Origin of the sequence: Saccharopolyspora rectivirgula DSM 43747 (assembly GCF_000497205.1) — a bacterium.
GTDB classification, from domain to species: Bacteria; Actinomycetota; Actinomycetes; order Mycobacteriales; family Pseudonocardiaceae; genus Saccharopolyspora; species Saccharopolyspora rectivirgula.
Map to the genome: position 1 here is coordinate 1 of NZ_AYJW01000064.1, position 22997 is coordinate 22997.

The 22997-nt window shown below is 68.2% G+C and carries 18 protein-coding genes and 1 rRNA gene; 9 read left to right on the forward strand and 10 right to left on the reverse strand.

Going from position 1 to position 22997, the window contains the following annotated elements; translation table 11 throughout:
• The 7 genes from SREC43747_RS0115600 to SREC43747_RS0115630 form a co-directional block, all read right to left on the reverse strand.
• Positions 1-411 (reverse strand): 16S ribosomal RNA (locus tag SREC43747_RS0115600); the annotation flags it as partial.
• 510 nt (positions 412-921) lie between these two features.
• Positions 922-2217: an alpha-hydroxy-acid oxidizing protein gene (locus SREC43747_RS0115605; RefSeq protein ID WP_029722242.1), complete on the reverse strand. Its 1296-nt coding sequence runs from the start codon at positions 2215-2217 to the stop codon at positions 922-924.
• Positions 2218-2468: 251 nt separating this feature from the next.
• Entirely contained in the window at positions 2469-2945 is a 477-nt protein-coding gene (locus SREC43747_RS0115610) for a DUF6098 family protein (protein WP_236623222.1), read from the reverse strand.
• A 101-nt stretch (positions 2946-3046) separates the two neighbouring features.
• A complete protein-coding gene (locus SREC43747_RS0115615; protein ID WP_029722244.1) occupies positions 3047-3499 on the reverse strand; it encodes a nitroreductase family deazaflavin-dependent oxidoreductase in 453 nt (150 codons plus the stop codon).
• Positions 3500-3603: 104 nt separating this feature from the next.
• Positions 3604-4695: a glycoside hydrolase family 183 protein gene (locus SREC43747_RS0115620; protein WP_081722632.1), complete on the reverse strand. Its 1092-nt coding sequence runs from the start codon at positions 4693-4695 to the stop codon at positions 3604-3606.
• A gap of 179 nt (positions 4696-4874) precedes the next feature.
• Complete coding sequence (locus SREC43747_RS0115625; RefSeq protein WP_029722246.1) at positions 4875-5792, reverse strand: dioxygenase family protein; 918 nt, start codon at positions 5790-5792, stop codon at positions 4875-4877.
• Between the two features lie 14 nt (positions 5793-5806).
• Positions 5807-6916: a maleylacetate reductase gene (locus SREC43747_RS0115630; RefSeq protein ID WP_029722247.1), complete on the reverse strand. Its 1110-nt coding sequence runs from the start codon at positions 6914-6916 to the stop codon at positions 5807-5809.
• Positions 6917-7309: 393 nt separating this feature from the next.
• Between SREC43747_RS0115630 and SREC43747_RS0115635 the strand changes: the two genes are divergently transcribed.
• On the forward strand, positions 7310-8326 hold the full coding sequence (locus tag SREC43747_RS0115635; protein ID WP_029722248.1) for an SDR family NAD(P)-dependent oxidoreductase: 1017 nt from the start codon (positions 7310-7312) through the stop codon (positions 8324-8326).
• A gap of 5 nt (positions 8327-8331) precedes the next feature.
• Here the strand turns inward: SREC43747_RS0115635 and SREC43747_RS0115640 are convergent, their stop codons facing one another.
• Both SREC43747_RS0115640 and SREC43747_RS0115645 read right to left on the reverse strand, forming a co-directional pair.
• A complete protein-coding gene (locus tag SREC43747_RS0115640) occupies positions 8332-8883 on the reverse strand; it encodes a TetR/AcrR family transcriptional regulator (RefSeq protein WP_029722249.1) in 552 nt (183 codons plus the stop codon).
• Between the two features lie 152 nt (positions 8884-9035).
• Positions 9036-9689, reverse strand: coding sequence for a TetR/AcrR family transcriptional regulator (locus SREC43747_RS0115645; RefSeq protein WP_306413795.1), 654 nt, complete (start codon positions 9687-9689; stop codon positions 9036-9038).
• A gap of 76 nt (positions 9690-9765) precedes the next feature.
• On the opposite strand from SREC43747_RS0115645, the gene SREC43747_RS0115650 reads away from it, so the two are divergent.
• The 5 genes from SREC43747_RS0115650 (at position 9766) to SREC43747_RS0115675 (ending at position 16729) form a co-directional block, all read left to right on the forward strand.
• Positions 9766-10992 (forward strand): lipase family protein, encoded by a 1227-nt coding sequence (locus SREC43747_RS0115650; RefSeq protein WP_029722251.1) that lies wholly within the window; start codon positions 9766-9768, stop codon positions 10990-10992.
• A gap of 327 nt (positions 10993-11319) precedes the next feature.
• The gene (locus SREC43747_RS0115655) at positions 11320-12321 is read left to right on the forward strand and encodes a zinc-binding dehydrogenase (RefSeq protein ID WP_029722252.1); all 1002 of its coding nucleotides are present in this window, start codon (positions 11320-11322) and stop codon (positions 12319-12321) included.
• 909 nt (positions 12322-13230) lie between these two features.
• A complete protein-coding gene (locus tag SREC43747_RS0115665; protein WP_236623223.1) occupies positions 13231-15177 on the forward strand; it encodes a M28 family peptidase in 1947 nt (648 codons plus the stop codon).
• Positions 15178-15344: 167 nt separating this feature from the next.
• Positions 15345-15908, forward strand: a complete 564-nt coding sequence (locus SREC43747_RS0115670; RefSeq protein ID WP_029722255.1) for a DUF488 domain-containing protein — start codon at positions 15345-15347, stop codon at positions 15906-15908.
• Positions 15909-15937: 29 nt separating this feature from the next.
• Complete coding sequence (locus tag SREC43747_RS0115675; RefSeq protein WP_029722256.1) at positions 15938-16729, forward strand: SDR family NAD(P)-dependent oxidoreductase; 792 nt, start codon at positions 15938-15940, stop codon at positions 16727-16729.
• A gap of 75 nt (positions 16730-16804) precedes the next feature.
• Here the strand turns inward: SREC43747_RS0115675 and SREC43747_RS0115680 are convergent, their stop codons facing one another.
• Positions 16805-17785: an Acg family FMN-binding oxidoreductase gene (locus SREC43747_RS0115680; protein WP_029722257.1), complete on the reverse strand. Its 981-nt coding sequence runs from the start codon at positions 17783-17785 to the stop codon at positions 16805-16807.
• Between the two features lie 880 nt (positions 17786-18665).
• On the opposite strand from SREC43747_RS0115680, the gene SREC43747_RS0115685 reads away from it, so the two are divergent.
• The 3 genes from SREC43747_RS0115685 to SREC43747_RS0115695 all read left to right on the forward strand — a co-directional run bounded on the left by SREC43747_RS0115685 (position 18666) and on the right by SREC43747_RS0115695 (position 22874).
• Complete coding sequence (locus SREC43747_RS0115685; protein WP_029722258.1) at positions 18666-20060, forward strand: sodium-dependent transporter; 1395 nt, start codon at positions 18666-18668, stop codon at positions 20058-20060.
• Between the two features lie 364 nt (positions 20061-20424).
• Positions 20425-21657, forward strand: a complete 1233-nt coding sequence (locus SREC43747_RS0115690; protein ID WP_081722633.1) for an MFS transporter — start codon at positions 20425-20427, stop codon at positions 21655-21657.
• Positions 21654-22874 carry an ATP-grasp domain-containing protein gene (locus SREC43747_RS0115695; protein ID WP_029722260.1) on the forward strand — a complete coding sequence of 407 codons (1221 nt, stop codon included), beginning with the start codon at positions 21654-21656 and terminating at the stop codon, positions 22872-22874. Before SREC43747_RS0115690 ends, SREC43747_RS0115695 begins: the two co-directional genes overlap by 4 nt.
• Positions 22875-22997: the final 123 nt, after the last annotated feature.

Sequence of the window (22997 nt, forward strand, 5' to 3'; positions counted from 1 at the left end):
GCTGCGTCAGGCTTTCGCCCATTGCGCAAGATTCCCCACTGCTGCCTCCCGTAGGAGTCTGGGCCGTGTCTCAGTCCCAGTGTGGCCGATCACCCTCTCAGGCCGGCTACCCGTCGTCGCCTTGGTAGGCCGTTACCCCACCAACTAGCTGATAGGCCGCAAGCCCCTCCTCGACCGGAACCCCACCTCGCGGCGGAGAACCTTTCTGCCAATCGGGATGCCCCGACTGGCAAGTATCCGGTATTAGCCCCAGTTTCCCGGGGTTATCCCGGTGTCGAGGGCAGGTTGCTCACGTGTTACTCACCCGTTCGCCGCTCGGATACCTCCCCGAAGGGAGGCTCCTCGCTCGACTTGCATGTGTGAGGCGCGCCGCCAGCGTTCGTCCTGAGCCAGGATCAAACTCTCCATCAAGGACTTTTGAGGGGGCACGAATCACATCACATGTGTGCGCCGATCATCTCGTCGCAACACATTCGCGAACGAACAAGCACGCTGTTGAGTTCTCAAGGTGCAATGCCTTCGCCGTTGGCACTACCGAGAACCACAGGGCCTGAACACTCGGAAAACGACAGGCTTCCTCGTGGAATCCACGGTAGCGACCGCCTGGCGCTGCATCGAATGTTCTTTACTTTTTGAAGCTTCCCGTCCGATCGGGGGCGGTCTCTTGATCTCGCCCTCTCGCGTCGGACAGCTCCTATGTTGGCATGGCGATCTAGGACCCGCAAGAGGGGTCCACAGTGATGCCCGTCACATTGTGGACCACTTCCTCTTCCGGTGTCCATAGGCCAACCGGGCGTCTTGCCCCCAGGGTGCTCTGAGCTGCGGTTTTCTGTAAAGCCAGTTCCCCTCAACGGACTACCGCCCGCCTCGAGACCGGCCGCGTCCCGGGGGTCGCCGGCCCGGAACGCGGACCGCACCTGCTCATTCCCGCTCGTCCTGCAGCAAGCCGGCGTCGATCTGCTCGACCGAGCTGCACCCGGCCAGCGCCATGGTCAAGTCGAACTCGGCCATCAAGTACCGCAGCACCTCGGCCACCCCGGTCGCACCAGCGAGCGCGAGCCCGTACACGTACGGACGTCCCACCATGACCGCGGTGGCTCCCAGTGCGATCGCTTTGACCACATCAGCACCACTGCGCACCCCGCTGTCGAACAGCACCGGCACGGCTCCGCCGACCGCCTGGGCGACCCGAGGCAGCGCTGCCAGGGAAGCCACCGCACCATCGACCTGCCGCCCACCGTGGTTGGACACCACGATTCCGTCGACTCCGCAGTCCACGGCCTTGCGCGCGTCATCGGGGTGCTGAATGCCCTTGAGCACGATCGGCAAGTCCGTGAGCTCCCGGAGGAACCCCAGGTCCTGCCAGGTCAACGCCGGATTGGCGAACACGTCGAGAAAGGTCTCCACGGCGGCGAGCGGTCCCAGGCCGCGGAGGTTGCTCAGGAACGGACCGGGGTAGCGGCGGCTGAGCCCCAGCAGGGTTCGGACCATTCCTGGAGTCGGTGCCCGACGAGCCGTCGCGCTCCGCGGCCGTCCTGCTCGCCTGCGCACCAGGTCCTGGAAAACCGGATCGCTCGTGTACTGCGCGATCCCCATCCCGCGGATGAACGGCAAGTGGCCGAGATCGAGGTCGCGGGGACGCCAACCGAGCAGATTGGTGTCCAAGGTGACCACGATGGCCTTGCTGCCGATGGCCTCCGCCCGGCGGACGAAGCTCGCCACCAGCTCCCGCTCCCGGCTCCAGTACAGCTGGTACCACGCCGCCGCGGACCCGAGCGACCGCGCGATCCGCTCCATCGGCACCGAAGCCTGCGTGGACATGACCATCGGGAGCCCCACCTGGGCAGCCGCTTCCGCCACCGCCCGGTCCGCCCCGGGGTGGACCATTTCCAGCACACCGATCGGCGCCAGCAGCATTGGGCTCGGCAGTCGTTCGCCGAACAGCTCCACCGAGTTGTCCCGCTCCGAGACGTCGCGGAGCATTCGAGGCACGATCTGCCACCGGCGGAAAGCCTCCTGATTGGCCTGCGCCGTGCGCTGCTGTCCCGCGGAACCGGCCACGTAGGCCCAGGCGGCCTTGCTCATCCGGCGCTGCGCCGCCCGCTGGAGCCGGTCCGGGCTCACCGGGACACGGGGGCGCCTGCCCAGTGCTCCTGCCTGGTAGATGCGGGTTTGCACCGCGCGTCCAACAGCTCCGACGAACTCCGGTGTGGCCAACGTCAATCTCCCAGTGCTCGTGCCCGGGCCGGCGGCACCACGCCTCCCGGCCCCAGTTGATCAACGACCGGACCCGCAGGACGATGCGCGCCGTTTCCAGACCGCTCGGTGCAACGAGCGACCAGCACCGCGCGGCCGGCGCGAGGCGTTTCGACGAGGAAGCGCGGTGAGCCATGCCGAACCATCGGCGCAGGTGGGGCTTGCGCGTCCACCAAGCGCCCTTCCTGGAGGAGGTCGCCCTGCCGGAGCGATCAGCTCCCGCGGTCGAGGGTCCCCCAGGTCTCGTGCTGCCCGATCACCAGCTGGCGGGCTTCCCGCATTGCTCCTTCCGCTATCCAGGCGATCGGTTCATCGCAGGTCACCAGCGGCTCGTTGTCCGGCCCCCGGGCCACTTCGGTGCCCCTCAACAACCACGCGCGCACATCCACTCCCGGCTGGCGGTCCCGCAGGTGCTCGTAGTCGTAGAGGCGTCGGGCCACCCACAACCGCAGGGAGCGGTCCTGCCACCACCGCTCCACCCGGAGCGGGTTCGCCGACAGCCCCGGGAGCTCCACCCCGGTGAGCGCGTCGTGGCTGACCGACCGCATGTCGAACTGCGGTCCCCGCGACCACCGGACGTACAGGTCCCGCCCTCTGCCGTGCTGCTGCACGACCTCGCACAGGTGATCGAGGTCGTGCAGCACCGGCAGGTTCCCCAGGTCTTCCACAGCTGCCGAATACCCGGTCACTTGCTTCCCACCGCGGTCAACAGCCGGTGCGGGCCGAGAAGCGGTGATCGCTCGTCGACGCCCGCGCGGAGCGGAACGGGTGCTCCGCGTTCCACCAGTGGTCAGGACTCCTGTTCGGATTCGGCCGGGGTGAGCACGAAGACCGGGATCTCCCGTTCCGTCTTCTGCTGGTACTCGGCGTAGGGCGGGAAAGCCCGCACTGCCCGGTCCCACCACAGCGCCTTCTCGTCGCCGAAGACCTCTCTGGCCACGTAGTCCTTCTTGGTCGGCCCGTCCTGCAGTTCGACGCGCGGATGCTCGCGGAGGTTGTAGTACCAGGACGGGTGGTTGGGAGCTCCCCCGAGCGATGCCACGGCGGCGTACTCGCCCTCGTGCTCAACGCGCATGATCGGGGTCTTGCGGATCTTCCCGCTCTTGGCCCCCTTCGTCGTCAGGATCACCACCGGCAGCCCGTGCAGCGTGGTCCCCTCGGTACCGCCGGAGCTCTCGTACAGCTCTACTTGCTTGCGGACGAACTCCGTTGCGCTCGGCTCGTACTCCCCGGTCAACGGCATCTCGGCCCCCCGTGTCTCTGGTCACCGCCGGCATGGCACCCACCGGTATAACGCCGGCGGCCGGTTTCAGCCACACAGGACCGAAGCCGCACCGGAACCGGTGCTCACCCCAGGTAGCGCGAGACGAGCTTGCGCGCTGCCCGGAGCACCCGCTCGCCGGGCGGGAGTTTTCCGGGGCGCTCTTCCGCCGCGGGCGGCGGAGTCAGCGGCATCCCTGGGCGAGGTGCGCTCCCGGCGAACTGCATGGCGCGGTAGGGCCAGTTGCGCCGGGTGTTCCACTGGCTGACCACCAGGTGCAGGTCGTCGAGCGTCGAGCCGGGAACGATGTACCCGCCGTACAGTTGGGCGACTCGGCCGTTGCCGTGGTCCTCGTCGTGCCAGGAGCAGCCCTGGAGCACCGTGCCCCGCGCGGCCTCGTACAGGTTGGCCGTGGGGCTGTCCAAGTTCATGACGTCGATCCGGTAGTTGCCGGCGTCGAAGAACGACAGCAACCACCGGTCCTCCACCCGGCGCAGGCACAGTTCCCCGAAGGCACCGGTGAGCGCGATGGTCGGGGGGTTGCCCCAGGCCCACTCGCCGTCCCGGTACCCCCATCCCTGCCACGCCGCCGGCTCGGTCAACCGGTCAGCGGGAACGCGTTGCAGGATCAGCCCTTTGTCCCGCTGGAACCCGGTGGAGAAGGCGTAGACCCAACCGTCGTCCCCCAGTTCCCAGGTCAGCATTTGGAACAACCCGCCCAGGTGGTCACCGGGCCACTGCGCACCGGTGGGCTGCCAGGTCTGGCCGTTGTCGACCGAGCGGTGGATCTCGGTCCAGTGCACGTTCCCGATGCCGTGGCACACCATCACGTGCAAGTACATCTCTTGCCCGATGGTGATGACGTCGGTCGGGATGACGGTGCTCACGTGCCTGCCCTGGATCCGGGCGTTGTGCCGGTAGGGCAGGGCCTGCTCGGCGTACTGCCCCGGTCCTGCCGAACCCGTCCACCGCAGTCCGGTGCGGAAGCCCTCCGGGTCCGCGAACAGCACGACGGGGGACCGCCAGCCCGGGCCACCGACCCCGGCTTTTTCGAACGTGTCCCCGAACACCGCCACCAGCCTCCCGTCCGGGGCGGTGGTCATGACTCCGAGATCGGTGCCACCGATTCCGAACTGGTCGGTCAGCCCGGGACCGGTCAGGTCTTTCACCTTGTGCACCAGCGGGCACCTCTTCCCGTGCTGTTGGCTGCGGTTGCGGGGGCCAGCGGTGCCCCCAGGTCGACCATAGGCGCCGGCTGCCGGTGCTGCGCCGCGCGCGGGCGCCGGCAGGACGGACCGCGATCGCCACCGCGTTCACGGGGTGGTCGTCCGGGCAGGGCTGGGGAAGGACACCCCGGTCATCGTTCGACCGTTTCCGGTTCCACGGCCAGGACGATGTCGAACCGGGTCCTGCTCCACCGCTGGTCCCCGAGATCGCGCCCGTCGGGCGTCGGGGTCCCCGGCGGCTGGTCCGCGAAGTGCTTGATCAGCGAGTTCCGCACGCCGAAGACGGTGTCGCCGATCTGCAGCTGCGGGTCGTCCGCCACGAAGATGTGGGTCACCAGGGTTCGGTACCCCGGCGCGGTGACCATGAAGTGCAGATGTGCCGCCCGCATCGGGGAACGGCCGGTCGTCTCCAACATCCTGCCCACCGGACCGTCGTGCGGGATCGAGTACGGCGTGGGCTTGACCGCCCAGAACCGGTAGTTCCCCTCCTGGTCGCTGTACAGGTGGGCTCGCCCGGCGACCCGACCGTCGCCGTACTGCACGTCGTAGAAGCCGTCCGCGTCGGCTTCCCACACCTCGATCTTCGCCCCGGGCACCGGGTTGCCCCGGGTGTCGGTGACGGTGCCCTCCACCCAGCACGGGATCCCGGGGGCACCGTTGGTGATGTCCCCTCCCAGGGGGATCTCCGGGGAGCCCTCCACGAAGAACGGCCCGAACACGGTGGACTCGGTGGCCTTCCCGACGGCCGGATTGTTCACGGTGATGGTCTGCATCGAGGCCCCGAGCACATCGGAGAGCAGGATGAACTCCTGCCTCTTGTCGTCGGTGACGTGCCCGACCTCGGTGAGGAAGCGGATTGCGGCGTCCCACTCCTGCTCGGTCAGTCGGACGTCGCGGATGAAGGCGTGCAGGTGCCGGACCAGGGACTGCATCACCTGCTTGAGCCGGGGCGATTCGCAGCCGTCGAAGCTCGACACGACGCGGTCCACCAGCTCCTGCTCCCGCGCGGCTTGCTCCAAGGCGTTGTCGGTGCTGTTGGTTTCGCTCATGGGTGCTCCAGTGGTCATCGAGTGGTCAGCACGGCTGGGGCCGGTTCTGCTCCGGTCAGAGCCGCGGTGAGCAGGGCGGTCATGTTCTCCGGGGTGACGTGCACGGGGTTCGACGCCGGTGCTGCCCCGACCGCGCGCTGCACCGCCTCCGGGATGTCGCTTTCGGTCAGCCCGTAGTCGGCCAGCCGGGTCGGCGCGCCCAGGGTGGTGCGCAGCTGGTCGAGCGCTGCCACGGCCGCGTCCGCGGGGTCCTGGCCCGCTTCGACAGGTCTGCCCAGAGCACAGGCCAGCCGGGCGGCCAGGTCCGGAACGGCGGGGGCGTTGAGCGCCAGGACGTGCGGTAGCACGATGGCGTGCGTTTCAGCGTGCGGCAAGGCGAAGGTGCCGCCGAGGAGGTGGCAGATCTTGTGGTGCAGTGCCGAGCCCGCGGAGGCGAAGGCGACCGCAGCCAGGTAGCACCCGCACAGGGCCTGCTCCCTCGCCGGCAAGTCCTCGGGGGCCTCGGCGATCCTGGGCAGCGCTGCCGCGAGCGTCCTGGCTCCTTCCAACGCCAGCGCCTGGTTGATCGGATCTGCTTTGGGCGCCCACAGCGCGTCCACGCAGTGGGCCACGCTGTTCAGGCCCGATGCCACCGACAAGGCAACCGGCAGCGACACCGTCAGCGTCGCGTCGTAGACGACCGCGCCCGGCAGCACCCGATCGTCGGTGCCGGTGGTCTTGGTGCGGTTTTCGGTCATCCCCCACACGTTGGTGGCTTCCGAACCCGCATAGGTGGTGGGGACTGCCACGATGGGCAGGCCGGTGGTCAGGGCGACCGCCTTGGCCAGCCCGATGCCCGATCCCCCGCCCACGCAGACCAGCAGGTCGATGCCGTGCTCGGCAGCAGCGGCCCGGGCCTGTTCCGCGCACTCCACGGGAACGTGCTGGACCACGTCGTCGAACCACAAGGCCACCTCGATGTCCCGGCAGACTCGTTCGGCCAGCTCCCGCTTCGCAGCAGAAGCGATGACCATCACCCGCGAGGCTGCGTGCCGTTGGACTTCCGCGGCCAGGTTCGCGGCGGCTTCCCCGCTGCCGAACAACACCCGCTGGCCCAGCGTGATGTGTTCAAAGGTCATGCTCATGAACTTGTTCCTTCGGTCAGCGCGAACAGCAGCGGCCGGCAGCGCGGGGGCCGTCCGACCGGTGCAGGTGTCCTGGACTCTAGTGATCACGCAGCGCCTCCACCGCGTGAGCCCGGAGGACGGATTTCGCGCCGTTGGGGCGGTTGCCCGTTGAGCAGACCACACCGCTCCGGCGTTCCACTTCATCGACCACTGTGGACAACTCTGGGGGGCGACGGCCGCCCGCTCCCGGGCCGCCAGCAGCACGTGGGCCGGGGCCCCGCGGCAGAGGTGGTGGATTGGTGATTTCGCGGGATGAGCAGTTGTGCTGCTCTTCCCGCTCTTCCACCGCCGCCGCTATGGTGTCAACTAAGTTGACTTCAGCTGTCCGCCCGCAGTCGCCGAGGAGAGATCATGACGCGGAAAGCCCTGACCGCGAACGCGCCGATCGGGGAGTGGCTCGACCACCCGGAGGGCGGGGCGATCATCCGAGAACTGCTCGCGCAAGGCGGTTTCGACGAGCAGGTCCTCGCCCCGCTGCGCCAGCTCCCGCTGCAGCAACTGGTCTCCCTCAGCCAGGGGGCGCTCTCGCAGGACGTGATCGACGACATGGTGACTCGGGCCAATGGCGGCACCGTTCCGAACACCGATGCCGAAGAACCGGCGGGCTGGCAAGAACGGATCGTGCCCGGCAGGTTCGAGGGTCGAACCGTCATCGTGACCGGCGCGGCCTCCGGCATCGGGCGGGCCACGGCCTCCCGCATCGCCCGGGAAGGCGGCCGGGTGATCGCGGTGGACCTGGCCGCCGACCGGCTGGCGGAGTTCGCCGACCAGCACCGCCAGCAGCAAGTGACCACCGTCGCAGCCGACATCACCGAGGCCGCGGACATCGACCGGATCGTCGCAGCAGCCGGAGGGCGCATCGACGGCCTGGCCAACGTGGCGGGCGTCGTCGACGACTTCTCCCCCGTCCACGAAGTCTCCGACGAGATGTGGGAGCGGGTTTTCAAGGTCAACGTCGACGGGACGATGCGGCTCACCCGCGCGGTCCTCCCGGCCATGCTCGAAGCTGGGCGCGGCTCGATCGTCAACATCGCCTCGGAGGCTGCCCTGCGGGGCTCTGCCGCCGGAGTCGCCTACACCGCTTCCAAGCACGCCGTCGTGGGGATCACCCGCAGCGCCGCGTTCATGTACGGGCCGTCGGGGATCCGGGTCAACGCGGTCGCACCGGGTGGCGTGGCCACCGGGATAGGCGCCGGAGGGCAGATGTCGCAGTTCGGGCAGCAGCGCACCGGGCGGTTCCTGGCCCTCATGCCGCCGATCGCCGCTGCAGAGCACCTCGCGGCGTCGATCACCTTCCTGCTCAGCGACGACGCGGTCAACATCTCCGGTGCTGTCCTGCCGTCGGACGGCGGCTGGTCGGTCCAGTAGCGGGGTCAGCTGCCCGGGGTGAGCAGCTGCTGCAGCAGCGCGCCGTAGCGGTCGACCAGTTCTTCCCGGTCGGCGGCCAACCTCTCGTCGCCGACCGCCCACAACCCGTAGAGCAGTCCGCCGACCAGCGTGCCGGCGAGCCGGGCCCGCATGTCCGCGTCCGGGCCGCTCATGCGGGCGCGCAGCGGGGCGACGAAGGTGTTCTCGTGAACGGCTTTGAGCCGGTCGGCGATCTGCGGGTTGCCGCTCCCGCGCAGCAGGGCCAGGTAGATTCCGCGGGTCTTGTCGTCGGCGTCGAGCAGCACTTCGACGAACCGCCTGCCGAGCGACTCCAGCGGCACGTCCAGCAGCGGTTCGTCGTCCATGGTCAGCTGCATCGTGTCGAGGAACAGCAGTTCCTTCGATCCGAAGTGGCGGATCACCAGAGCAGGATCGACCTGCGCCAGGGACGCGATGTCCCGGACCGTGGTGCCGGAGAAGCCGCGCTCGCCGAACAGCTGCGCGGCGGCCGACCGGATGAGCTCCCGAGTGGCTGCTCCGGACTGTCGCCTGCTCATGTGCGTGATGCTAATGCGGATCGGTGCTGCTCCTTCCGCGGACGGGCGACTGCTCCGTCCAGCGGCAGCACCACGGCTCCACCTGCCCGGACCGAAATGGTGGCCATTGAGGACGGTCCTGGAGCCGCGCCCGACCCGGAGGAGCTGCCCGGTCAGCGCAAGCGCTCGATCACCTCGGGTTTGCGGCGCAGGATCCGGCTGATGCCGCCGATGGTGAATTCGGTCAGCAGCTCGATCAGCGCCTGCGGATCGGGGGAGTCGGGACGCCGGGAAACGAGGACCATCGCCTCGGTCATGGCGAAGTAGAGCGCGATGAGCGCGTTGTCAGCGCGCCCCGAGGACACCCCCTCGGCTTGGAAGCGGCGTCGGCTGGCCTCGGCGTAGATGGGGGCCAGGCGCTCGCACAGCCGGCTCAGCGCCGGGTTCCCGGAGCGTTCGGCGACGTGCAGGAGGTCGTACACCTCGGGGTTGTCGGCGACGTAGGCGAACAGCCGCGCGTAGCCCCGTCTGGCCACGGCGGGCAGTTCCTCGTCGACGGGCTCGAGCACCTCTTGGGAGAGCGCGTCGAAGGCGTGGTTCTCGGCTCGGGTCACGGCCGCGACGAACAGCGCCGTCTTGTTGCCGAACAGCTCGTACACCGACTGGCGGGTCACTCCTGCTCGGCGAGCTATCTGCTCTATTCGAGCTGCTTGGAACCCGGCCTCGGCGAATACCTCGGTGGCCGCCCGAAGCACCAGTTCCCGCTGCTGATCGGCGGGCATCTTGCGCGGCCGTCCAGGGCCTTTTCCGCTTCGCGGCGTTGACACGTGATCTCCCTCACGAGCATTATTTCCGACACTCTTGTCGGATATTCGTCCGGCTTCCCTGACCGAAGGAGACAGGATGCTCTTGTCCAGACTCCGCGGGCGGGTGGCAACGCTGTGCCTGACCACCGTGGCAGCCGCCGCACTGGTCGCTTCTCCAGCAGCCGCCGCCGAACCGCCCTCGTTCTACGATCCGCCGACACCACTGCCCCCCGGTGAGAACGGCGACGTCATTCGCCACGAACCAGCGGAGTTCTTCCTCGATCCCCTCAAGACGGTACGAGCTCCCGCCGACGCCCAGCGAATCATGTACCGCAGCACCGACACCCACGGGGAGCCGATGGCGGTGACCGGCACCGTGCTCACGCCGCACGTGCCGTGGAACGGCCCCGGCGAACGGCCGATCGTGGGGTACGCGCCCGGCACCCAAGGCGTGGGCGACGACTGCGCTCCCTCGAAAGCGCTGGCCGCCGGACTGGAGTACGAGGGCCCCTTCATCTCCGGGCTGCTGGCCCGGGGGTACGCCGTGGTCGTCACCGACTACCAGGGGCTGGGCACCCCCGGCGTGCACACCTACGTCAACCGGGTCGCCCAGGGGCACGCGGTGCTCGACGCCATCCGCGCCGCCCAGCAGCTGGACGAGGCCAACCTGCCCGACGACGGACCGGTGGGCATCACCGGGTACTCCCAGGGCGGCGGCGCCGCCGCCTCGGCCGCGGAGCTGCAACCCACCTACGCGCCCGAACTCGACCTCAAAGGCGTCTACGCCGGCGCCCCACCCGCAGACCTCACCGACACCGCCGAGCTGCTCGACGGCAGCTACGGCGTGGGACTGGTCGGCTTCGCCCTGGCCGGAATGCACGCGGCCTACCCCGACCTCAACATCCCCGACGTGCTCAACGAGCGCGGCAAAGCGCTCCTGGAGGACATCTCCGACGACTGCATCATCGACATCTTCAAGTACTCCTTCACGCGCTCCAGCGATCTGACCGTGGACGGCCGGCCGCTCACCGACTACCTGGCCGAGGAACCGTACCGGTCCCGGGTGGACGAGCAGGTGATCGGCCGGATCGACCCCGAGGTGCCCGTCCTGGTGGCCCACAGCCGGTTCGACGACCTGGTGCCGTTCGAGCAAGCGCGGCGCATGGCCGAGTCGTGGTGCGAGCAGGGGGCGACCGTGCGTTTCGCCGCCTACCCGACCCCGACCCACGTGGCCACCGCGATAGCGGCGTACCCGGAGGCCTTCGCCTTCTTGGAGCACCGCTTCGCCGACGTGCCCGCGCCGAGCAACTGCGGCGAGTTCTGAGCGCAGCTCGCTGACGAGCATCGTTGATCCCACCTCGCTGGCCGCTGCCGCAGCACGAGCACCGCAGCCGTGCTGCGGCAGCGGTGCTTTCCAACGAGGACAGCGCACTGGTCCTGCGCAGCGGACTCGCTGGAGTTCACCGAACAGCTCGAAAGCGGTAACCGGGTTTTGGCCAGAACCCCGAGCGGCACCGCCGCCCCGGCGTCGCGCTCTGCTCGATGCCAGAACATCCACCTGGGATGAACCGGTGGACACTGGTCCTGCGCAGACAGTGCTCGCGGCATCCCGGACGATGCCCGCGCAGGACGAGCAGAAAGGAACCACGCAATGCTGGCCGCCCGGCTGAACCCGCGAACCCTGGAGTTCTCCCTCGTCGACCTCCCCGTGCCCGAGCCCGGCCCCGGCGAGGTGCGCATCAAGGTCGAGGCCGCCGGAGTGTGCTTGTCCGACGTGCACCTCATCGAGGGGATCCTGCGCCCGCCCCACCTGGAGCAGGACTCGGTCACCTTGGGGCACGAAGTGGCCGGGACGGTCGACGCGCTGGGACCGGGAGCGGCCGGTTGGTCAGTAGGACAGCGGGTGCTGCTGCAGGCCGGGGAAGAGCGCGGTGGGCGCGTTCACACCCGCGGAGTGGACTACGACGGCGGCTGGGCCGAATACGCCCTGGCCACCGCCTCCACCCTGGTCCCCATCCCCGACGACCTGCCGTTCGAGCAGGCAGCGATCATTCCCGATGCGGTCTCCACCCCGTGGGCTGCGATCACCACCACAGCGCAGGTCCGCCCTGCCGAGGCGGTCGGCGTGTGGGGGATCGGCGGCCTGGGCGCGCACGCCGTCCAACTGCTGCGCCTGATCGGCGCCGCTCCGATCATCGCTTTCGATCCCAGCCCCACCGCCCGGGAACGAGCTCTGCGCTTCGGAGCCGATCTCGCGCTCGACCCCGCCGACCCGCAGCTGTCCGATGTGGTTGGCGAGCACACCGGTGGTCTCGGCTTGGCGGTGGCCTTCGACTTCGCCGGAGCTCCCCCGGTCCGCGAACAGGCCCTCCGGCTGATGTCCCCAGCTGGCCGGCTCGTGCTCGTCGGTCTGACCGACCAACCCCTGACCGTCGCCAACGGAACCACCTTCAGCTACCTGCAGCAGCAGATCCGCGGCCACTACGGGTCGGTTCCGCAGCACGTGCTCGAACTGGTCAAGCTGACCAGGCACGGTCGGATCGACCTCTCCGGTTCGATCAGTGACATCCTTCCGCTCAGCGAAGCCCCCAAGGCGGTCGAACGACTGCAGACCGGCACGACCTCCCCTGTTCGCCTGGTCCTGCGCCCCTGACGGATGCCCAGGGCGCGGTGCGACAGGTGCAGGCCCGGGGAACTCGACCGAACGACCGAGCACCGCTCGACCGGAGGGCCCACGCGGGAAAGCCGCACCGCGGCAGCGCTTCCCACTCCGCAGAGGACGGCTCCCGCCGCTCTTCCCGAGGCAGCATCGACTTCGACGACCGACGCCAGCGCACCAGCTGCGCACTCGATCACTGTGGACAGAGATGATCAGCCACCTGGTCGTGCGCTGTGGTGCTCCCCGCAATTGTCGCGATCGGCAACCGGGTCCGGGACATCCGCCCCGGGCCCGGTTCACAGCAACAGCACGCGGCAACACCTCCGCCGCTGAGCTCACCGAAACCTCAGCTCGGCTGGAACCAGCGCCTGCAATTCGTCCACGAGACCCCCCGAGCCGGGAGCGCACCTGCGACCAGCGAACGCAGAAAACTCCCTCTGATCGAGGACCTCCGATCGGAGAAGCAGATCTTGCTCCTGGCCGGGCAACCGCGACCGCCGCAGTTGGTGCGCCGAACAGCCGAACAGCACTGCTCCAACTCGACCCACCACATCATTGTCTCCAGTAGACAGAGAGAAGATCGTGATCAGGACGGGGATTCCTTCCAGAACGAACCCCGACCGCGTCGATCTCGCGTGATCGCGACAAGTCGTGGTCCGCTCACGCGTGCGGTGGACGACGAGTCGGCAAACGGGTGGTCAGCGTTGTGAGAACGGAAAACCCTTTGTACTTTTCGTCAGGCTAACTGCATGCCACGGCACAGGAGGACGGATGTCCCAGCACGCACGATTCCGGCATCCCGCGTGGTTGATGGGTTCAGCGGCGTTGGCTGCAGCACTCGTTGCCGGGATTGCGGTGCAGCCCTCCCCCGCAACAGCGCAGAGCTCGGCTGGCGAACTGCGAATGTGGGAGCGCGCGCTGCAAGAAGAAGTCGACGCCGGCAGCGCAGCACAACTGAGCGAAGCGATGTCGACCTACCCGGGGCGCGTCGGGACGGAAGGCGCTGAACGCAGGGCCCAGTACTCGGTGGAGAAGCTCACCGAGTGGGGCCTGAACCCGAAGGTCGAGAGCTACCAGGTCTACGCTTCCCGCCCCAGCAACATCTCGGTGACCATGACCGGTCCCCAACACCGGGAGCTGGAGGTGAAGGAGCCGCCGTACCCGTGGCACGAGAACTTCGAGGACGTGGTCGTCGGGTACAACGCCTACTCCCCACCCGGGAACGTCACCGCAGACGTGGTGTACGTCAACTACGGTTTGCCGGACGACTACGCCCGGTTGGCCGAAATGGGCGTGGACGTCCGGGGCAAGATCGTGCTGGCCCGCTACGGGCAGAGCTTCCGCGGTGTGAAGTCGAAAGTGGCCGAAGAGCACGGCGCGGCCGGTGTCATCCTGTACTCCGATCCCGCGGACGACGGATTCACCCGAGGTGAGGTCTACCCCGACGGCCCGTGGCGCAACGCCGACGGCATCCAGCGCGGCAGCGTGCAGTACATCTTCCAGTACCCGGGAGATCCGCTGACCCCCGGTGAGCCCTCCACACCGGGCACCCCGCGGATCGATCCCTCCGAAGCGGACAACCTGCCGGGGGTGCCGACCACGCCGATCTCCTACGGCCAGGCACAGCCCCTGCTGGCAGCGTTGGAAGGCCCACCGGCCCCGCCGGAGTGGCAGGGCGGTTTGGACTTGACCTACCGGGTCGGTCCCGGGCCGACTCGCGTCAACCTCGATCTGGACATCGACTACCGGCAGATCCCGGTCAACGATGTGATCGTGGAGATCCCCGGCTCCAAGCACCCGGAGCAGAAGGTCGTGCTCGGCGCCCACTACGACTCCTGGACCTACGGCACCAAGGACGACGTGGCCGGCTGGACCACGCTGATGGAAACCGCCCGGGCCATGGCCGAACTGCGGCAACGCGGATGGCAGCCGGAGCGGACGATCGTGCTGGCCGGCTGGGACGGCGAGGAGTACGGGCTGCTGGGAGCCACCGAATGGGTCGAGCAGCACCGCGCCGACCTGCTGGACAACGCCTTGGTGTACCTCAACATGGACGGCGCGGGTGGCGGCAAGAACTTCTCCGCCAGCTCAGTTCCCGCGCTCGACGACGTGCTGGCCGACATCGCGAAGGAGATCGAGGACCCCGAGCACGGCACGCTGTACCGCAACTGGCAGCAGGCCTCCGGGGAGCAGACGCCGGTGCCGGAACGGCTGGGCAGCGGCTCGGACTACACGCCGTTCCTGGACCACCTGGGCATCGCGTCGGCCGATTTCGGCACGTCGACGCCGAGCGGTGAGTACCACAGCGCCTACGACGACCTGCACATGATGCGCAACCACCTCGATCCCGGCTACCGGTACCACGAAGTGGCCGCTGCTTTCGCGGGCACTTTCGCGTTGCGCATGGCCGGCTCCGACATCGCCCCCATGGTCTACTCCGACTACGCGACCGCAGTGGAGGGGCACCTGGCGAACCTCGACGCGAAGCAGGCCGATTCGCGAGTCGTCGACCTGGCCCCCGCCTACGAGGCCGCCCGGGAGTGGCGAGCAGCAGCTGCGGAGCTGGAACGAGCGGCCCGGGCAGCTCGGGGAGAACGCGCCGAAGCGATCAACGACGCGCTGATCGCCCAGGAACGCGCGTTGACCCAGCCCGAGGGCCTGCCCGGGCGCAGCTGGTACAAGCACATGGTCTACGCGCCCGGCCTGTACACCGGTTACGCCGTGCAGCCGCTGTCGGCGATCGACGACGCGATTTCCGCCGGTGATGCCGAAACCGCCCGGGAATACCGGGATCTGCTCGTCGATTCGCTGCGCGAGGCCACCGAAGAGGCGCGAGAAGCGCTGTCCTAGCGCCAACCACCGGGTGGCCTGCCCTCCCCACCGGGAGGACGGGCCACCCGGTTCTTCGTCCGGCAACGGCTGGGCTGCTCGCGGCTGCTCCAGGGGCGATCCGGTGCTGCACCGGTGGCCAGCTGCGGTGAGCGGACCGACGGCCCCGACCTGGTGCGAGGTGCGGCATGGGCGAACGCGGTGGTGCAACGCCCACCTTGCTGACCGTTGGGCACGGCCGCGCAGACCGCGCGGAGCTCACCAGCCTGTTCCGCGCCACCGGGCTTGACGCTGTCGTGGACGTCCGCAGCGCACCCGGCAGCCGACGCAATCCGGACGCGCACCGCGAGTCGCTGCGCCACTGGCTACCCGAGGCAGGTATCGCCTACCGGTGGGAACAGCGACTGGGCGGCTGGCGCAGCACCGCCCCCGACTCCCCCGACGTCTTCTGGCGCAACGACTCGTTCCGCGGCTACGCCGGGCACACCCGCACGCCCGAGTTCTTGGCCGCCATGCGAGAGCTGCTCGAGCAAGCCGCCCAGCTCCGCACGGCGGTGATGTGCGCGGAGTCGCTGTGGTGGCACTGCCACCGGAGGATCATCGCCGACGTGGCGGTGCTGATCTGGCACGCCCGGGTGCTGCACCTGGACCACCGGGGTCGGCTCGCCGAGCACCCGGTGACACCGGGGGCTCGCCTCCGGGAGGACGGTCTGGTGTGCTACGACCGCCTGCCCCCGGAGGCGGGCGAGTAGCCGAGCACAGCGGCGGGTAGCCGGAGAGCATGTCCGAGAGAGCGGGGTTGGCCGTGGTGACCGGCGCTTCCAGCGGTATCGGCCGCGAGCTGGCCAAGCAGTTCGCGCACCACGGGTTCGACCTGGTGATCAACGCCGAGGGCACCGGCCTGGAGCAGGTCGCCGAGGAGCTGCGGCGAACCGGTGTCGAGGTCTGGCCGGTGCAGGCGGACTTGAGCCGCTACGACGACGTGGAGCGGCTGCACTCCGAGGTCCGCGCCGCGGGACGCCCGGTCGACGTGGCCGCGCTCAACGCCGGGGTCGGTCAGGGCGGTTCGTTCGCGGCCAGCGACTTGGCCGATGAGCTCGCCGTCATCCAGCTCAACGTCGTCTCGACCGTGCACCTGGCCAAGCTGCTGGTGAACGACATGGTCGCTCGTGGCGCGGGCAAACTGCTGTTCACCTCGTCGATCGCGTCGATGATGCCGGGGCCGTACCAGGCCACCTACAACGCTTCGAAATCCTTCGTGCAGTCCTTCGCCGAAGCCCTCGCCGACGAGCTCCGCGGCACCGGGGTCACCGTGACCTCGTTGGAGCCCGGGCCGACCGCCACGGATTTCTTCCGGCGGGCTCGCATGCTGGACACCCGGCTGGGACAGAGCAGCAAGGACGATCCCGCCTCGGTGGCCGAGCAAGGGGTCGAAGCGCTCATGGCGGGGCGGCGGAAGATCGTCGCCGGTTCGCGGACGACCAAAGCGATGGGGCTGGTCAACTCGGTGCTGCCGGACGGGGTCAAAGCCGCCGCCCACCGCCTGCTGGCCAAGCCGCGGGCCTCGGGGTGAGCGCCGGAACGACCACCGGTCGCGAACGCGGCTCGAACGCTCCAGCCCCGGTGTGGCCAACACGCCCCGGGCGGCTCACATCAGCAGTTCCCGCGGGCTGCGCCGAGGCACCGCGGGGGACGGGGAGCCGTAGCCGACCCGGAGCAGGGCCTGCGGGTTCAGGCTGGCCCCGATCAGGCGTCGCAGCTCTTCCCTGATCTCGGCCACTTCGATGACCTGCGATATCAGTGACGCCGCCAGTCCGCGCGAGGTGGCGGTCAGCCACATGCGCTGCATCGCTTGCCCGGCCTTCAAGTCTTCCGCCCAGCCGGTGCTGTGCGAGCACACCACCACCAGCAGCGGATGGGATTCGAACTCCTCGCCGGGCTCTCGCGAGCTGGCTTGGCCAGCGGAGAAGTCGCGCAACACCCACTGGTCCTGCGGCTCCCGCGGCGGTCCCGCCGCGGAGACCGGAACTCCTTCGGCTTCGTCTTCCTCCCGGCCCATCCACTGGGCTGCCTCGGCGCGGAACCTCCGGTCTGCCATCTGCATCCGGTGCGCGCGGTGCACCATCCCTTCCAGCGGGCCTCGCTCGGAGGGCTCCACCACGTGCAGCCAGCACTGCTCGGCCAGCACCGCCTCGAGCAACGCGTGCCGGTACTCCGGGGGAACCGGTTTGGACCGGAACGGTTTGCGGTTGCTGCGTCGTTCCGTGATGGCCCGGTGGAGCTGCTCGGTTCCTTCATGGGCCCCCGCAGAGCTTCCGCTGCGCACTTCGGCCAGCGCGGTCGGTCCAGCGTGCTCGGGCACCAACGTCACCACCGGGTGCACTCCGGCGTGCTCCAGCGCCAAACGGAGGTTCAGCAGGGCCGCCCCGCAGGCCAACCGCAGTTCGCGCCCCTCGGGATCGGCCACCGGCAAGCGGCGGCTGGGATCCCCGTGCAATTCGATCAGCTGGGGCAGCACGCGGAACCGCCACGGCTGGCTGTTGTGCAGTGACGGCGCCAAACTGGCCAGCCGCAACACTTCTTCGGTTTGCTCCGGCGACAGGCCGAATGCGGCGGGAAACTGGGTCACGGCGACAATCCCCCCGACAACGGGTTGTCCACGGCAGGATTGTCGCAAAGCCGTCTTCTGGTTGCCGGGTTCGACGTCCCGCGCGTGATCTCGGTGGTGGGCGCTGCGCCCGGTGGGCCGGTGAACTCCTCACCCTCCGCGAACATGAGGATTTTTCGGTCGTGTTTCGAACGCCCGCACACCCGGTCAACTGTCGCGATCGCCTCGTTCCGACGCCCCGCTTCGGGTCGAACAGTTGTTCGACTGGCGATGCCCGACGCGAAGAGCGGATCGCTCCGAGCACGGCGGATGCACCCCCTGCTCGCCGAGCAGCGTTGCCCGGAACTGCCGCCCCAACGCCGGCAAGAACAACCCCCGGGGCCAAGGGGAAGCAGCCCGCCATCGACCATGTTGCACTGCGGAACAACAGTTGCGGAAAACCCCGCTGTGGCGCTATTCCTGAACGTTCGAAGGCGTTTTCCGCGATGTGCCAATCATTCTGCGGAAAAGAACTGCCACGCAAGGTGAAGGCGCCGATCCAGATGGACCGAGAACCGCACCAGCTGTGCAGAACCACCCGCGAGAAAGGACTTCTGCAGCGCGCGGTGCGCATCGATGAAACGCAGAAGCCAATTCGGACAGAACCTTTTCCAACGCGGCACAACCGGTCACAGCACGTGATGCACGTGAGGTTCAACACCGCTCATCGCCCAAGAACCAGCGGAAGAACCATTTCTGCAAGTCGTTGAAATCTGCCTGCTGTACTGCAAAAACGCATTCGCAGAAGAACGGGTGTCAGGGGAATCACCGCCACATTCCCCTTTTTCCAGTACAGACCCGGCACTACGGTAACTCAAACGTACCTGCAACATGACAAGAAAATCACTGGGAGTAGTTGTTCATGGGTGCGCCCCACGTCCCTTCCGCTACCCCCGCCGATCCGGCTCCGCGGGAGTCCTGGGGATCAAGGTTCGGCTTCGTCATGGCCACAGCCGGATTCGCGGTGGGACTAGGCGCCATCTGGCGTTTTCCCTACCTGGTGAGCGAAAACGGCGGCGGCGCCTTCGTGCTCGTCTACCTCGCGATCTCCGCACTGGTCGGCATCCCGCTGTTCATCGCGGAAGTCATGCTGGGACGCCACACCCAAAGGGGCCCGATCCTCGGCATGCGACAGCTCACCCGGGCCGGCAGCCCGTTCCGGGCCATCGGCTGGCTCGGGGCACTGGCATCCCTGCTGATCATGTCGTACTACGTGGTCATCCTCGGGATCATGGCGTCCTATTTCGTCATGTCCCTCACCGGCGCTTTCAGCGCCGGCACCACCGCCGAGCAGATCAACGCCACCTACAACGACTTCACCGGAAACCCTCCCGCCATCATCGCCTCCACGGTCGGAATATCAGTCCTAACTGGATTCATCATCAGCCGTGGCCTCAAAGAAGGCATTGAGCGGTCGACGAAGTTCCTCATGCCACTGCTGCTGGTGCTCCTGATCGGCCTCGCCGTCTACTCACTCCTGCAACCCGGTGCCGCGGAAGGCGTGGCCTGGTACCTGACTCCGGACTTCTCGCTCATCACCGGTCGAGCGGTGCTCGACGCCCTGGGCCAAGCTTTCTTCGCCATCGGCATCGGTGTGGCCACCGCTTTTATCTTCGGCAGCTACTTGCACAAGGAGAAGTCCCAGATTCCGGGGGATGCGGTGAGCATCGTGGGGGTCAACACCCTGATCGCCGTTCTCGCCGGCTTCATCATCTTCCCCACCATGCACTCGTACGGCCTGACCGAAGCCTCCGGACCAGGCCTGGTGTTCCAAACCATGCCCAACGTTTTCGCCCGCATCCCGGGTGGTTTCGTCGTGGGACCGGTGTTCTTCTTGCTGGTGCTCATCGCCGGGCTCACCTCCGCCATCGGCTACTCCGAAGGCATCTCCGGGTCGCTGCGAGAGCTCACCGGGTGGAGCCGGCAGCGAGCCAGTTGGGTGACCGTTGCGGCGATCCTCGCGGCCTCCGTGCCGAGCATGCTCTCCTACGGCGGGAACGGTCCTCTCTCCCACGTGGTCATCGGCGGCAAGGACTTGTTCACGTGGGCCGATTTCCTCTCCGGGAACGTCCTCATGCCGCTGGGCGCCCTGTTGATCACGTTGTTCGTGTCGCTGGTCTTCGGTTTCGACCGGTACCGGGAAGAGGCCAATCGAGGAGCCGGGGCCATTCGGGTCCAAGGTTGGTGGAAACCGCTGGTCGTGGTGCTCATCCCGCTTTCCGTCGCCGTCATCATGGTCACCGGGCTGCTCACCTAGAAGCCCTTCCCTCGCCCTCTCGGGACGAGAAGAGCAGCACACCCCGATGTCGATGGGAGTCCGCTGTCGTGAACCGGTGGAGCACCGGCTGTTCTCGACGGCGGGCTCCCTTCTCCGGTTCACCCTCGTTCCGCTTCCGCTCAGCACGGATCGCCGGAATCGCCGCCACCGAACTGCTTCCCCAGCGATCGGAGCAGCGCGCTGCGACCAATGATGCTGAATTCCTCGGCGTTCGGCGCAAATTCCAGCCACAGCGTGTAACCGGGACAACATCGCGTGGTTCCAGGAGCGCGGGCCGCATATATTCGCGGCGCTGAACGACCAACATCGCCGGGCGAACCCGTCCGGTACTGGGGGATGACGGGTGCTTGCTGACAAGGCCAATAAGCGGGCTGCACCTCGTGCGGTCAGCATCCCGGTGGTGTTCGACTACCTGTTGTCGCACTTGGGGTTCTTCTCGGTTCTGCCGGTCCTCCCGCTACTGCTGGACGGACTGCACAACGATGTGGGGCCGTTGTTCATCGGGGCTTCCCTCTTCGCGTTCAACTTCGTGGTCCGAGGCGCGTCCCTGTTCTGCAGTCGCCTGCTGCACCGCAGCCCGATCCGGCGAGCGATGGCCACCGGCCTGCTCATGGCAGCAGCTGGATTCGTCCTGCTGCCTTGGGCTCCGGGTGCGGTCACCAGCGTGCTGTGCCTGTTGGTGGCGGGTACCGGTATCAGCATCAACGGGTTGATGGCCCGCGTCTACGTCGCCCTGTCGATCGACGATCCCGCCGGGCGGAACACCGTTTTCTCGGCGGTGCAGGTGGCGGTCAACGTCGGCGCCGCACTGGGTCCGGTCGTGGCCAATCTCCTGCTCGGAAGGCAGCTGGACGTGCTGTTGATGTGCGGTGTGGCCGTCATGTACGTGCTCGCAGCAGTCGTGGTGGTGCTGGCCCTGCCTCGGGAGTTGCGACCGGGAGACGGTGATGTTCGTCCGCCGCTGCGGCTCGGTTTGCTGCGCGATGTCGTGCTGGATCCGCACGTCCGGCGGGTCTCGGCGATCACCGCGGTGGGCAGTTTCCTGTACGCCCAGTTCTTCTCCGCGATCGTCCTGCACGTCGCCGAGTTGACCGACTCCGCCCCGCTGCGCGCGAGTTTCTTCACGCTCAACGCGGTTCTGGTCGTCGTGGTGCAGATCCCGGTCTCGGCCATCACGTCCCGCAGGCTGGCCGGTGGCGCCTCTCCGGTGGGGTTCCTGCTCGCCGGTGCGCTCGGGTTCGTCGCGGCGTTCATCGTCATGGGGGTGACCGGCGCTGCAGTGGCGGGCGCGTTCGCCGCGGTGGTGATCTTCTCGGTGGCCGAAACCCTCTTCACCCCCATGGTCAACACGGCCTTCAGCGCGATCCCCGGGGATCGACCTGCGGTGGAGCTGTTCAACCTCCGCCAGGTCGCCGCTACCGCCGGGGAGTCGGCCGGGGCGTTCACCGGCGGAACGCTGTTCCTGGTCGCCCTCGGGCTGGGGGCGGTCCCGGCGTACTGGCTGCTGCTGGCGGTGTGCGGTGCGGCGGCGGTGCTGCCCTTCCGGAACCGCACTGGAACGGAGGTTCCCCGGTGAACGAGCGGATCCTGCTGATCGGCTACAACGATGGCGTGCTCACCGCGCTCGATGCGGCAAGCCCCGCCGGCAGCGTCGTCGTGCTCGAGGAGCCCGATCTGTGGGAGGGCAAGAACCTCGCCGCCAAGGCAGCCCGCCACCCGTGCTTGGGTGAGGTGCGGTTCGGGCAGTACCAGCAGGACGAGCAGTTCATGTCGGTGCTTTCCGACCTGCGCGACGTCCGCTGCGTGGCGCCGGGACTGGAGTACGCGGTCCCCGCCGCGGCGCAGTGCGCGGAAGCCTTCGGACTCGCTGGCGCGGGCCGCGAAGCCGCGTCACTGCTGCGCGACAAGCTGGCGCTGCGGGAGGCCACTTCGGCTGCGGGGATGGCCGCGCCGGAGTTCCGCGAGATCACGTCGGCGGCCGACATCGACGAGTTCGCCCGGGGACGCGCCTGCGTGGTCAAGCCGGCGAACCGCCAGGCCAGTCTCGGCGTGGTGCTGCTGGATCCCGGCGGCGACACCGAGCGGGCGTGGCGGGAGTGCTCGCAGGCCGACGAGGGGAACCAGCTCGCTCGCCGGCCGATGTGCTGGCGCTACTTGGTCGAGGAACGCCTCCACGGCCCCGAGTACAGCACCGAGTGCCTGGTCTCCAGAGGAGAGGTCGTCTTCCTCAACGTCACCGCGAAGCACACCGCACCGGGGCCGTGGCCGGTTGAACTCGGTCATGTCGTTCCCGCGGCGGACGACGATCTGGCGACGTGGCGCGCGGTGTGCGCCGAGCTGGTGTCGGCTGTCGGGTTCGACACCGGCATCCTGCACGCCGAATGGGTCCGCACGACGGACGGCCCGGTGCTCATCGAATGCGCCGGTAGACCGCCGGGCGACAAGATCATTGACCTGATCGACTTCGCCTACGGCGTCAACTTGACCGAGTGCTGGCTGGCGCTGCTCGCTGGTGAGGAGGTGAGTCTTCCCACTGCAGCCCAGCGCGGTGCAGCGATCCGCTTCATCACCGCGGCACCGGGCGTCATCGCATCCATCGAAGGCGTCGATGCAGCACAAAACCGTCCTGGAGTGACCAAAGTGGATATCGCTCGTTCCACGGGTGATTCCATCGGCGCACTCCGCTCCTCGTGGGATCGAATCGGATCCGTCATCGCGGTCGGCGACACGCCGCAAGAAGCCGAGCAGTTCGCCAGCGCGGCGAGCGAGCTCATCTCAGTGCGCACCGAGTGATATCTCCTCCACAACGAGGAACCACGAATTCCACCTCCGTCCACACCTGGAGTTGCGCTGTGGGTATTTTGCGCTCCGATGGCTTTCCCGCACTCGTCAGAGCAGTGGTGGAAGAATGCCGAG